Source organism: Actinomadura sp. NPDC048955, assembly GCF_040649435.1.
Taxonomy (GTDB): Bacteria; Actinomycetota; Actinomycetes; order Streptosporangiales; family Streptosporangiaceae; genus Spirillospora; species Spirillospora luteofluorescens.
The window spans coordinates 21,585-34,177 of the sequence record NZ_JBEZJI010000082.1; the positions used below are offsets into that span (position 1 = coordinate 21,585).

Here is a 12,593-nt window from a genome sequence, read left to right on the forward strand (position 1 = left end):
CTAGGGCCGCCCGCACGCGGCCGCATAACGTTCCGGGTGAACGGACTACATGAAGGACGGCGCCATTCCTGCCGGGCCTTCTTATCATTCGTCGCCCGGAGGAACGCGATGCTTTTGCCGACCCGAAACAAAATGGGCGTGGTCGCCGGCGGAGTCCTGGCCGCAGGCTGCTCGTTCGCGCTCGCCGCCGCCCCGGAGGCGGTCCCGGACCAGGCTCCCGCCCGCGCCATCGGTTCGCTGGAGAAGTCCGCGCCCGCCATCGCCTACGGGAAGCCGGGCCCGCGGGCGCACGAGGACACCTGGGACTCCGAGCGCGCGAAGAAGGGGAAGAAGAAGCGCGTCACGGCCACCGCCGCCCGGCGGTACGGGTGGGGGCGCCCGATCGCCTCCGACGGATTCCGCACCTTCGACCGGCGGGCCTGGGAGGTCTACACGGGGCCGGGCAACGGCGGCCGCGGCCGCCGCGTCGCCAAGGCGGTGACCGTCCGGAACGGCGTCCTGCGCATCAAGGGCAAGCGCAACGGCGACACCGGGGGCGTCGCCTGGATGAAGGGCGCCCAGAAGACCGGGCGCTGGGAGGCCCGCGTGAGGGTCAGCCGGGGATGCGCCTGCTACAACGCCAACCTGCTGCTGTGGCCGGTCGGCGGCGGTGGCGGCACCGACCCGCGCAACGGAGGCGGGGAGATCGACTGGATGGAGACCTATGGCGACAAGGGCCTGCGCAACGGGACGAACTTCTTCCTTCACTACGGGCCCGAGAAGGACTCCCGGCGCCTGGACGCCCACCTGCGGGTCGACCTGACGAAGTGGCACGCCTTCGCGGTGGAGTGGAACTCCAGGGGCATGACGGGCTACGTGGACGGCCGCAGGTGGTTCCACACGTCCAAGCGGGAGGCGCTGCCGCCGGGGAAGATGGGGCAGGCCATCCAGCTCGACTGGTTCCCGCAGATGGCCAAGCTGACGACGAAGGGGGTCAGCCGGACGCGGGACGTGACCCTTTCCGTCGACTGGATCGCCATGTACCGGGCCTGAGCCGCAGTGAGCCCGAGGTCATTTCACGATCTGCCAGATCTCCCCGTTGTGGCGGAGGATGAACTCGCCCTGGAGGGTGCGCTCGGTCATGGCGCCGCTCGTGTAGTGCAGGGCGGAGAACGGGATGACCGCCTCCTCGCCCGACAGCCGGCCGCCCTTCACGGTCAGGGTGCGGAGGGCCTGCCGCTCCTGCGGCCGGACGAAGTGCGGCGTGTTGCGCACGCCGGTCGGGCAGTCGCCGCCGAGCGCGGGGCCCCGGAGGAAGTCGCCGTCCTTCGCCACGTAGCGGCACACCGATTGGTCGCCGGCGGCCTGGCCGCGCAGGAAGGCCTGGAGCGCGGCCCGCGCACCCTCGATCCCCTCCTGGGCGCCCGGGTCGGTGTCCTGCTGCGCGGTCGGTGTGGGCGACGAGGACGGCGGCCGGAAGACCTCATCGCCGCCGTCCTTGTCGTCACCGCCGCAACCGGACACGAGAAATGCCATGGCGAGCGCGGTGACGGCGAGCGCGCCGCCGGCGCGGGGAGTGATCCGGAGAGCCATGGCGTGCCTTCCTCGGGTCGGGGTGACGGCCCAATGTCAGAGCGCCGCCTTTCCGGGGTGATCAGGCGGCAGCCGAAGATTAACGCCTTGGTCCGGGAATGGCCAGCGGTCACAAGATCGCCAGGTCAGGGGCGGTGAGCGCACGTCCTGGCGGCGCCAGCGCCCGCGCCTTCCTTTTCTCTCCGGGAAGCCTCAAGCGCATGGAAGGAAAATGCGCGGCCGTGCCGATCAGGCGGAGCCGAGCGGAGCCGGACGGATGCGGAGAGGTAAGAGTGGATTATCTCACGAGAAGAATCGATGAAAGACCTCACGCGGGGACGTTTTCCGCGCTATAGGCGGCATGTCGTCGCGCGCAGTGCCGGCCGTCCCGTCACCCTCGGTGGGCTGGGCGCGGGGGCTCACCCCGCCACAGGAACCCGGGGGCGGCCGTCGCTTTCGATGGGATCGGCCGGGCAGGCGACCCGCCGGAGCTCGCCGGGCCGTCGTGAGACGTCCCCCGGCAGGTCGAGGCGCCTGGGTGCCGCGGTAACAGGGGCCCGCGGCACCCAGCGCCCTGGCCCCGGGGCAGGCGGCTCCATCGCGGCCATAGTGATGCGCGTCACATTTCCCTTGGAACGTGACATCGCCCAGCGCTCACATTTCGGGCACGGTGGCGGACCCCGTCTCCGCCGTCTTCCCCCGGCCTATAACCGATTGGAGACTTCACATCCGCGCCGGTGGCGCGTAATCGGAGGGGATCGGCGTGCACCGACCGTGATTACCCGGCGACGCTGGCGGGCTTGTGTGCCCCGGACCTATCCACTACCCATATGGACCTGCGGCTCTCCGGCTCCTTCACCGGACTCCCCCCGTCCGGTACGGAGAACCGCCTGAGAGGTGTCACCCGTGGATCCGCAAAAACTCAAAGACAATTTCGCCCTGGTCGCCACGAACGGCCTGGACGTCGCCGAATATTTCTACGCCGACCTTTTCGCGCGGGACCCGCAGCTCAGACGGATGTTCCCGGCGTCGATGGCCAAGCAGCACGAGGTGCTGATCGCGGCGCTGTCCCAGATCGTCTCGACCGTGGACGACCCCGACGCGCTCGTCCCGTTCCTCACCGACCTCGGACGCCGCCACCACGGCTTCGGCGTCGTCGCCGAGCACTACGCGCCCGTCGGCGCCAGCCTGCTCGCCACCCTCGCGCACTTCAGCGGCCCGGAATGGAACGCCGACCTCGAACGCGACTGGACGGCGGCCTACGGCGTCGTCGCGAAGGTCATGACGGAGGCCGCGGCGGAGCCCGTCGCCTGATCCGTGGACGCCCAGCGACTGAAGGCCAGCTTCGCGCAGGTCGCCGAGAAGGGCGACGCGGTCGCCCTGTTCTTCTACTCCGACCTCTTCGTACGCAACCCCCACCTGCGCGACATGTTCCCCATCGGGATGAGCGGGCAGCGCGACAAGCTGCTGCGCGCCCTCGGGCACATCGTGTCCCAGGTGGACGACCTGTCCAACCTCGTCCCGTTCCTGCAGCAGCTCGGTCGTGACCACCGCAGGTTCGGCATCGTGGCCGAGCACTACCCGCACGTCGGGGCCAGCCTCCTCGCCACCCTGCGGCACTTCTCCGGGACGGCCTGGACCGACGACCTCGAAAGCGACTGGACGGCGGCCTACACCCTCGTCGCCAAGGTCATGCTGGAGGCCGCCGACGAGAACGCCCTCAGCAGCCCCGCCTGGTGGAACGGGCAGGTCGTCGCCGTCGAGCGCCGCCGATTCGACATCAGCGTCCTGCGGATCCAGCCCGACCGGCCCCTGCCGTACGCGCCGGGCCAGTCCGTCGCGCTCGAAGTGCCGTCCCGGCTGCGGCACTGGCGGTACTACTCGATGGCGAACGCACCGCGTCCCGACCACACCGTCGACTTCCACGTCCGGCTGGTGGACGGCGGGCCGGTGAGCCCCGTGCTCGTGCGCGGCACCCAGGCCGGCGACCGCGTCCGCATGGGCGCCCCCATCGGAACCCTCACGCTGGACGAGAGTTCCCCGCGGGACGTCCTGCTCGTCGCGGGCAGCACCGGCCTGGCCCCGCTGAAGGCGATCCTGGAGCAGGTCTCCCGCCGCGCCGTCCCGCCCCGCGTGCACCTGTTCTTCGGTGCTCGCAGCCGCGACGGCCTCTACGACCTGGAGGATCTGGCCAAGCTGGCGGACGGCTTCCCCTGGCTCACCGTCGTCCCGGCCGTGTCGGACGAACCGGGCGGGCACGGGTTCTCCTCGCTGCTCCAGTCGGGGGACGACGGCATCGAGCACGGCAACCTGTCCGACGTGGTCGCGAGGCGCGGCCCCTGGGACGGTCACGACGCCTACGTGTGCGGGCCGGCCGTCATGGTCGGGCACACCGTCGAGCAGCTGACGCGGCTCGGCGTCCCCCGTGACCGCATCCGCCTCGAAACCTTCGCCGACGCACAGAGGTGAGCGCGTTGAACTCCCCGAACCTTCCGGTCGTCTCCGAGGGCTCGCGGCTGACCCCGGGCGAGCTCCACTCGGTGGTGTTCGCCCGGGCCGCCCTAGGGCGCCGCGGATACGACGAGGAGCAGGTCCGCAACTTCCTGCAGTACGTGGAGCGGGAACTCGTCAAGATCTTCACCGACAAGGCCGCCCTCGCCGACGAGGTGAACCGGCTGCGCAGCCAGGCGTCCTCCGGCTCCCGCGGCGTGATGGCCCCCGAGGACGCCCACTTCCAGGCCGTCCGCATCCTGTCGCAGGCCCAGCAGACCGCCGACCTGTACGTGGCGGACGCCGAGCGCTACACCAGGGAGCTGGCGCACGAGGCGAGGCTGCACCGGGAGGCGATCCTGTCCGACGCCAAGGGCCGGGCGGAGCAGATGCTGGAGGACGCCCACCGCAAGGCCGCCGCCGTCGCCGAGGCGGCCGTCCGCACGGCCCCGCCGCAGGCCGCGCCGGCGCCCCGCCCCGAGAACCTCCCGGACGCGGATCGCCTCGCCCTGGAGCGCGAGATCGCCTACCTGCGCACCTACAGCGACGTCTACCGGACCCACCTGCGCTCCTATCTGGAGGCGCTGCTCCGCAACGTCGACGAGTGGGAGTCCTCCGAACGGGCATCCCTCCCTGGGGGTAATGCCTGATCTACCGTCCCGGCGCGGGCGCCGTGACGTTCGGGGCTCCCGCGCGGTTGCGCGCCCGGCCGGGCTCGCCGCATGATCGGCGGGCCCGGCGCAGCGTGTTCGCGCGGGAGTGCTCGTCTGGAAAACTGGGGGCGTTATGGAATTTGTGATCGTCATCGCCGTGCTGGCCGTGATCGCGCTGATCATCGGCGGCGTCACGCTGCTGCGGCCGCGCCGGCCCCGCCCGCCGGTCGAGCGCCCCTCCGAACGCACCGGCGGCGCCACCGCCGCCGACGCGGCCGACACCGCAGCCCCCACGATCGAGAAGGCCCCGCCGACGGAGGCGCCGCCGCGGCCCGCCGTCGAGATCGAGCGGCCCCCGCCCGGCGCGGGGCGGCTCGTGCGGCTGCGGGCCCGGCTCGCCCGCTCCCAGAACGCCTTCGGCAAGACCCTCCTCGTCCTGCTGTCGCGCGACACGCTCGACGAGGACGCCTGGGAGGAGATCGAGGACACCCTGATCTCCGCCGACATGGGCACCGCGGTGGCCCGGCAGGTCACCGACGACCTGCGGACCCGCGTCCAGGTCCTCGGCACGCGCAGCCCGGAGGAGGTCCGGGCGATGCTCAAGGAGGAGCTGCTCAAGCAGATCGGCCCCGACATCGACCGCTCCCTGCACACCGAGGCGCACGGCGACCGTCCCGCCGTGCTCATGGTCGTCGGCGTGAACGGCACCGGCAAGACCACCACGTGCGGCAAGCTCGGCCGCGTCCTCGTCGGCGACGGCAACACCGTGCTGCTGGGCGCCGCCGACACCTTCCGCGCCGCCGCCGCCGACCAGCTGGAGACGTGGGGGACGCGGGTGGGCGCGCAGGTCGTCCGCAAGGACGAGGGCGCCGACCCCGCCAGCGTCGCGTTCGACGCCGTCAAGCAGGGCATCGACACCAAGGTCGACGTGGTGATCGTCGACACGGCGGGCCGGCTGCACACCAAGACCGGGCTGATGGACGAGCTCGGCAAGGTCAAGCGGGTGGTGGAGAAGCAGGCCGCGGTCGACGAGGTCCTGCTCGTCCTGGACGCCACGACCGGCCAGAACGGCATGCAGCAGGCCCGGGTCTTCGCCGAGGTCGTCAACATCACCGGCGTGGTGCTCACCAAGCTGGACGGCACCGCCAAGGGCGGCATCGTCGTCCAGGTGCAGCGCGAGCTCGGCGTCCCGGTGAAGCTGGTGGGCCTCGGGGAGGGGCCGGACGACCTCGCGCCGTTCGAGCCCGAGGCGTTCGTGGACGCGATCCTCGGCGACTGAACCGGCCCCCGGCGGGCCCGGAAGCCGCCCGCAAACCGAGTAAATACGGCATGTGAGGACTTGGAAACAGCGGCGAAACACGCCGAAGTCGGGTTTCACATGGCGGAAACGTAGCGGCATACCGGGCGAAACGGCCGCGCCAGAGTCTCTGAGCAGTTCGAAGTTCCTGGCGAGGAGGGACGCGCTCAGAGATGAAGATCGATAGCGGTAGTACCGCCTGGATGCTGACGAGCACGGCGCTCGTCCTGCTGATGACACCGGGCCTGGCCTTCTTCTACGGGGGTATGAGCCGGGCCAAAAGCGTGCTCAACATGATGATGATGAGCTTCGTCAGCATCGCCGTGGTGGGCATGGCGTGGGTCGTCTACGGCTACTCGCTCACCTTCGGCGACGGCGGCGGGCTCAGCTCGTTCATCGGCGGGTTCGGCGACTGGGGCCTCGTCGGCCTGGAGAACGCGGCCACGGCCGACGACGGGACGGGCATCCCGCAGCTGGTCTTCGTGGCGTTCCAGGCCACGTTCGCCATCATCACCGTCGCGCTGATCAGCGGCGCGGTCGCGGACCGTGCCAAGTTCGGGGCCTGGGTGGTGTTCACCCTGGTCTGGGCGACGCTGGTGTACTTCCCGATCGCCCACTGGGTGTGGTGGTCCGACGGCAAGGACGGCGGCAAGTCCGGCTGGCTGTTCCACCTCGGCGCGCTCGACTTCGCGGGCGGGACGGTCGTCCACATCAACGCCGGCGTCGCGGCGCTCGCCCTGGTGCTGGTGCTCGGCAAGCGCAAGGGCTGGCCGAAGGAGCCGATGCGGCCGCACAACCTGCCGTTCGTCCTGCTCGGCGCCGGGCTGCTGTGGTTCGGCTGGTTCGGCTTCAACGCCGGGTCCGCCCTGTCGGCCGGCTCCACCGCGGCCGTCGCGTTCATCAACACGCTCGTCGCCACCTGCGCCGCCGCGTTCGCCTGGATCGTCGTCGAGAAGCTGCGCGACGGCGCGTCCACGACCCTCGGCATCGCTTCCGGTGTGGTGGCCGGCCTGGTCGCGATCACCCCGGCCTGCGCGTTCGTCACCCCCCTCGGCGCCCTCGCCCTCGGCCTGGTCGCCGGCGCGGTGTGCGCGTTCGCGGTGGGCCTGAAGTACAAGCTCGGCTACGACGACTCGCTCGACGTCGTCGGCGTCCACATGGTCGGCGGCATCGTCGGCGCCCTGCTGATCGGCTTCCTGGCGACCACCGCCGTCAACGACGCCGGCGCCGACGGGCTGTTCGCCGGCGGCGGGTTCGCGCTGCTCGGCAAGCAGGCCGTCGCGGTCCTGGCGACGCTCGCCTACTCCTTCGTCGTCACCTACGTGATCGCCAAGGTGATCGACCTGGTGATGGGCTTCCGGATCAGCGAGGACGACGAGGCCGCCGGCATCGACAGCACGGCGCACGCGGAGACCGCCTACGACTTCGGCACGATCCGTGCGGGCATCGGCTCCGGGGCGACCGCGGCGGCGCCCGCCCCCGCCGCCCCGGCGAAGAAGGTGGAGGCGAAGGGATGAAGCTCATCACGGCGGTCATCAAGCCGTTCAAGCTGGACGAGGTGAAGAAGGCCCTGGAGGCCTTCGGCGTCAAGGGGATGACCGTCAGCGAGGCCAGCGGCTACGGGCGGCAGAAGGGCCACACCGAGGTCTACCGGGGCGCCGAGTACCAGGTCGACCTGGTGCCCAAGCTGCGCGTCGAGGTCCTGGTCGAGGCCGAGGACGCCGACGACATCATCGACGTGATCGTCAAGGCGGCCCGCACCGACAAGATCGGCGACGGGAAGGTGTGGGCCGTGCCGGTCGACACCGTCGTCCGGGTCCGCACCGGCGAGACCGGCCCGGAAGCCCTCTAGGGAGCACGGTGACCCTCGCCCACCCGCCGGCCGGAGACCGGGCCCCCGCGCCCGCTCCGGCCGGCGGCGCCGCTTCGGACTCGGCCCGCGCCGCCCTGGCCACCGCCCGCGCCGCCCGCGCCGCCGCCCTCGACCGCTGGCTGGCCTCCCTCCTGACCACGGCCCCGCCCTCCGACGGCACCGCCGCGGACGGCGCGGCGCCCGAGGGAGTGGCGCTCGTCGCGGTGGGAAGCCACGCGCGGCGCGAACTGACGCCCGGCGGCGACCTCGACCTCGTCCTGCTGCACCGCGGCCTGGCCGGCGTCGCGGAGATCGCCGACCGCGTCTGGTACCCGGTCTGGGACTCCGGGCTCCGGCTCGACCACTCCGTCCGCACCGTCGCCGAGGCCCGGACCGTGGCGCGCGGCGACATGAAGGCCGCCCTCGGCCTGCTGTCGGCCCGCCGCGTCGCCGGCGACCACGCCCTCGTCGACGAGTTGCGCGCCGCCGTCCTCGCCGACTGGCGCGCCGACGCCCCCACCCGGCTGGCCGAGCTGTCGGCGATGTGCCGCGAACGCTGGGAGACCCACGGCGAGCTGGCGTTCCTGCTCGAACCCGATCTGAAGGAAGCCCACGGCGGGCTGCGGGACGTCCATGTCATGCACGCCGTCGCCGCCTCCTGGGTGGCACCCGCCCCGGACGCGCGAGTGCGCGCCGCCCACGACCTGCTCCTCGACATCCGGCACGCGCTCCACCAGGTCACCGGCCGCTCCACCGACCGCCTCGTCCTCCAGGAACAGGAGGCCGTCGCCCGCGCCCTCGGGCTCATGGACGCCGACGTCCTGCAACGCTCGATCGCCGAAGCCGCCCGAACCGTCACCTACGGGGCGTCCCACCTGTGGCGCCGCGTCGAGAACTTCACCAGGGCCAAAGTCCCGCAGCCTCCCGGCGTCCCGCAGGGCGCGGGCCGGCGCGGCGTCGAGCGCAGGCCGGTCGGGGACGGCGCCGTCGAGCACGAGGGCGAGGTCGTCCTCGCGCGCAACGCCGATCTGAACGACCCGGCGCTCGTCCTGCGCGTCGCCGCGGCCGCCGCCCAGACGGGCCTGCCGCTCGCCCCCGCCACCGTCGCCCGGCTCGCCGACCGCGCCGCGCTGCCGCAGGCCCCCTGGCCCGCCGAGGCCCGCGACGCGCTCGTCTCCCTGCTCGGCGCAGGACCCGCCGCCATCGCCGTCTGGGAGGCACTCGACCAGGCCGGGCTGATCGTCCGGCTGCTGCCCGACTGGGAGCGCGTCCGCAACCGCCCGCAGCGCAACCCCGTCCACCGCTTCACCGTCGACCGCCACCTCGTCGAGACCGCCGCGGGCGCCGCCGCCCTGACCCGCGAGGTGGCCCGCCCCGACCTGCTCCTGATTTGCGCGCTCCTGCACGACATCGGCAAGGGCTGGCCCGGCGACCACTCCACCTCCGGCGCGGTCGTCGCCCGCGACATCGGCGCCCGCCTCGGCCTCCCGGAGGAGGACGTCCGCGTCCTCGAAACCGTCGTCCGCCACCACCTGCTGCTGCCCGAGACCGCGACCCGCCGCGACATCGACGACCCGGTCACCGTCCAGACGGTCACCGCCGCCGTGTCCGGCGTTCCCGGCCGCGAGCGCGAGGTCGTCGACCTCCTCGCCGCCCTCGCCGTCGCCGACGGCGGCGCCACCGGCCCCGCCGCCTGGGGCGCCTGGAAGGCCGGCCTGGTCGCCGAACTCGCCCGCCGCGCAGCCGCCGCGCTCTCCGGCGGCACGCCCCCGCCCGCGCCCGCGCTCGCCGCCGACCACCTCGCCCTGGCGCGCCACGACGGCGCCGCCGTCCGCGTGACGGGCTCCCGGATCACCATCGCCGCCCCCGACCGCCCCGGCCTGCTCTGGCGCGCCGCTGGCGTCCTCGCCCTGCACCGCCTGGCCGTGAAGACCGCGCGCGTGATCTCCTCCCCGTCGGCCTCGCCCGCCCAGACCGCGGTGCTGGACTTCACGGCCGTCCCCGAGTACGGCACGCCGCCGGATCCGGCCGGCCTGGAGGCGGACCTGCGGCGGATGCTCGCCGGACGCCTCGACGTGGCCGAGCGGCTGGAACGGCGGGCGCGGTCCGTCCGGATCCGGCCCGGCGTCACGGTGCCGCCCCCGCGCGTCATGATCGTCGACGACGCCTCGCGCACCGCCACCGTCGTCGAGGTCCGGGCGCACGACCGTCCCGGCCTCCTGTGGCGCGTCGGCCAGGCGCTCGGGTCCTGCGGCCTGCAGGTCCGTGCCGCCCAGGTGGACACCCTCGGAGCCGAGGCCGTGGACGTCTTCTACGTGGTGGACGAGCAGGGCCGCCCCCTCGACGACCCCGACGCGCTGGCGGCCGTCCGGACCCGGGTTCTGAAGACCCTCCGCTGACCGGGTTCCCGGAGGGGGCGGGGCTCGCCGTGTGACCCGATACGCTGATAGGCGATCCCAGCAGCTTTCCAAGGACGGTCCAGACACGTGTTCGAGACGCTCTCCGACCGGTTGACGACGGTCTTCTCGTCGCTGCGCAGCAAGGGCCGGCTCTCCGAGGCCGACATCAACGCGACCGCCCGCGAGATCCGGATCGCGCTCCTTGAGGCCGACGTCGCGCTCCCCGTGGTCAAGGACTTCATCGCGCAGATCAAGGAGCGGGCGCAGGGCTCGGAGGTCTCGCAGGCGCTGAACCCGGCGCAGCAGGTCGTCAAGATCGTCAACGAGGAGCTCATCACCATCCTCGGCGGCGAGACCCGGCGGATCCGGCTGGCCAAGACCCCGCCGACCGTGATCATGCTCGCGGGCCTGCAGGGCGCCGGCAAGACCACCCTCGCCGGCAAGCTGGCCCGCTGGCTGAAGCAGGAGGGCCACACGCCGATGCTGGTGGCGGCCGACCTCCAGCGCCCCAACGCCGTCCAGCAGCTCCAGGTCGTCGGCGAGCGGGCCGGGGTCCCGGTGTTCGCGCCCGAACCGGGCAGCGGCGTCGGCGACCCGGTCGACGTGGCGCGCCGCTCGATCGACCAGGCCCGGCACGCCCAGCACGACGTCGTCGTCATCGACACCGCCGGCCGCCTCGGCATCGACGCCGAGATGATGCAGCAGGCCGTCGACATCCGCGACGCCGTCCGCCCCGACGACATCCTGTTCGTCGTCGACGCCATGGTCGGCCAGGACGCGGTCAACACCGCCCAGGCCTTCATGGACGGCGTCGGCTTCGACGGCGTCGTGCTCACCAAGCTCGACGGCGACGCGCGCGGCGGCGCGGCCCTGTCCGTCCGGCACATCACCGGACGCCCCATCATGTTCGCCTCCACGGGCGAGAAGCTGGAGGACTTCAGCGTCTTCCACCCGGACCGCATGGCGGGCCGGATCCTCGACATGGGCGACATCCTCACCCTGATCGAGCAGGCCGAGCAGGCGTTCGACGCCGAGCAGGCCGAGAAGATGTCCAGCAAGTTCGCCTCGGGCGAGGACTTCACCCTCGAGGACTTCCTCGAGCAGATGATGATGATCCGCAAGCTCGGCCCGATCGGGAACCTGCTCGGGATGATGCCGGGCATGGGCCAGGTCCGCGACCAGATCAGCCAGATCGACGACCGCGACCTGGACCGCATCGCCGCGATCATCCGCTCGATGACCCCGCAGGAGCGCGCCCAGCCGAAGATCATCAACGGCTCGCGGCGGGCCCGCATCGCCCAGGGCTCCGGCGTCGGCGTCGGCGAGGTCAGCAGCCTGGTCACCCGGTTCTTCGACGCGCAGAAGATGATGCGCCAGATGGCCGGCGGCATGGGCCTGCCCGGCATGCCCGGCGGCCGCCGCAAGGCCACGAAGGCGGCGAAGGCCGCCAAGAACAAGAAGGGCAAGCAGCGCAGCGGCGACCCCCGCAAGCGCGCCGCGGGAGGCAAGTCCCCCCAGGAGCAGGCCCCCGCAGCCGAGGGCATGCCGAAGGGCCTCCCACCCGGCCTCGGCGGCGGCCAACTCCCCCCCGGCCTGGGCGGCGGCCAACTCCCGCCCGGCTTCCAGATGCCCGACCTGAACAAACTCCAGGGCCGCAAAAAGAAGTAACTGCCCCCAACGACACCTGCGCTGCAGGGCGAGCCCTTCGACCCCGCCCTGCAGCGCCCCACACACGCACCCACCCGCACGAACCGCGGCAAACAAACAGCTCCACAGCACCGCCCCAGCCACCTGACCAGGCTCTGCCCCAAGCAAGCCACCCAAGGCGAGCCCGCCCCGGCCGCCAAGAGCAATGCAACGGGCACCAGCCCCACAACGAGAAGCGCAACACCGCTCACGTACACCTTAACGGCACCTGCCCGCAGCGAACACGCGCGCGACAGCGAGCACCTGTACGGCAGCAAACACGCGAGCAGCAGCGCGCAGGTGTGAGGCACAGCGGTCGAGTGTGCAACGGCGGGGACATGTGCGACTGCGCAACGGCGAGCACGTGCGCCACAGCGGTCACTTATGCAACAGCGGGCGTGTGCGGCCCAACTGACACATGTGCGTCAGTTGTCCCAGAGCGGTGCTCGAGCGGGCCTTGGGCGGGTCCCGTGCGGGGCCAGTCCCTGTACGCCAGCGGGGACGTGTGTGAGGCGGGGACGTGTGCGGCAGCGGGGAGTTCGACGCCGCGGCGCCGCGGCGCCGCGGCGTCCAGGGGCGGGGGCGGAGATAGGAAGAGCGGGGTGTTGGGGAAGAGTGTGCAAAAAGGGGGGGTGATAAGGGGGGTGGCCGGGTCTATAAAAAAT

At 72.3% G+C, this 12,593-nt stretch carries 10 protein-coding genes; 9 read left to right on the forward strand and 1 reads right to left on the reverse strand.

Features of this window, described 5'->3' with window-relative positions; genetic code table 11:
* Nucleotides 1–138 precede the first annotated feature (138 nt).
* Entirely contained in the window at nt 139–1,032 is an 894-nt protein-coding gene (locus tag AB0C84_RS41625) for a glycoside hydrolase family 16 protein (RefSeq protein WP_361077236.1), read from the forward strand.
* A gap of 18 nt (nt 1,033–1,050) precedes the next feature.
* Here the strand turns inward: AB0C84_RS41625 and AB0C84_RS41630 are convergent, their stop codons facing one another.
* Nucleotides 1,051–1,572, reverse strand: a complete 522-nt coding sequence (locus AB0C84_RS41630; protein ID WP_361077238.1) for a hypothetical protein — start codon at nt 1,570–1,572, stop codon at nt 1,051–1,053.
* 885 nt (nt 1,573–2,457) lie between these two features.
* On the opposite strand from AB0C84_RS41630, the gene AB0C84_RS41635 reads away from it, so the two are divergent.
* The 8 genes from AB0C84_RS41635 to ffh all read left to right on the forward strand — a co-directional run bounded on the left by AB0C84_RS41635 (nt 2,458) and on the right by ffh (nt 11,910).
* Complete coding sequence (locus AB0C84_RS41635) at nt 2,458–2,865, forward strand: globin domain-containing protein (protein WP_179843334.1); 408 nt, start codon at nt 2,458–2,460, stop codon at nt 2,863–2,865.
* 3 nt (nt 2,866–2,868) lie between these two features.
* Complete coding sequence (locus AB0C84_RS41640) at nt 2,869–4,020, forward strand: globin domain-containing protein (RefSeq protein WP_361077242.1); 1,152 nt, start codon at nt 2,869–2,871, stop codon at nt 4,018–4,020.
* 5 nt (nt 4,021–4,025) lie between these two features.
* Nucleotides 4,026–4,691, forward strand: coding sequence for a DivIVA domain-containing protein (locus tag AB0C84_RS41645; RefSeq protein WP_179843332.1), 666 nt, complete (start codon nt 4,026–4,028; stop codon nt 4,689–4,691).
* A gap of 136 nt (nt 4,692–4,827) precedes the next feature.
* Entirely contained in the window at nt 4,828–5,973 is a 1,146-nt protein-coding gene (gene ftsY / locus AB0C84_RS41650; protein WP_361077245.1) for a signal recognition particle-docking protein FtsY, read from the forward strand.
* 191 nt (nt 5,974–6,164) lie between these two features.
* Nucleotides 6,165–7,508 carry an ammonium transporter gene (locus AB0C84_RS41655; protein WP_361077248.1) on the forward strand — a complete coding sequence of 448 codons (1,344 nt, stop codon included), beginning with the start codon at nt 6,165–6,167 and terminating at the stop codon, nt 7,506–7,508.
* Nucleotides 7,505–7,843, forward strand: a complete 339-nt coding sequence (locus AB0C84_RS41660) for a P-II family nitrogen regulator (RefSeq protein WP_089312877.1) — start codon at nt 7,505–7,507, stop codon at nt 7,841–7,843. The genes AB0C84_RS41655 and AB0C84_RS41660 overlap by 4 nt, the downstream gene beginning before the upstream one ends.
* 8 nt (nt 7,844–7,851) lie before the next feature.
* Nucleotides 7,852–10,242 carry a [protein-PII] uridylyltransferase gene (locus AB0C84_RS41665; protein ID WP_361077251.1) on the forward strand — a complete coding sequence of 797 codons (2,391 nt, stop codon included), beginning with the start codon at nt 7,852–7,854 and terminating at the stop codon, nt 10,240–10,242.
* Nucleotides 10,243–10,329: 87 nt separating this feature from the next.
* Nucleotides 10,330–11,910, forward strand: a complete 1,581-nt coding sequence (gene ffh, locus AB0C84_RS41670) for a signal recognition particle protein (protein WP_179843328.1) — start codon at nt 10,330–10,332, stop codon at nt 11,908–11,910.
* Nucleotides 11,911–12,593: the final 683 nt, after the last annotated feature.

Coding starts and splice junctions, on each gene's coding strand:
- AB0C84_RS41630 (WP_361077238.1), bottom strand. CDS start 1,572: ATGGCTCTCCGGATCACTCCCCGCGCCGGCGGCGCGCTCGCCGTCACC.
- ftsY (WP_361077245.1), top strand. CDS start 4,828: ATGGAATTTGTGATCGTCATCGCCGTGCTGGCCGTGATCGCGCTGATC.
- AB0C84_RS41655 (WP_361077248.1), top strand. CDS start 6,165: ATGAAGATCGATAGCGGTAGTACCGCCTGGATGCTGACGAGCACGGCG.
- AB0C84_RS41660 (WP_089312877.1), top strand. CDS start 7,505: ATGAAGCTCATCACGGCGGTCATCAAGCCGTTCAAGCTGGACGAGGTG.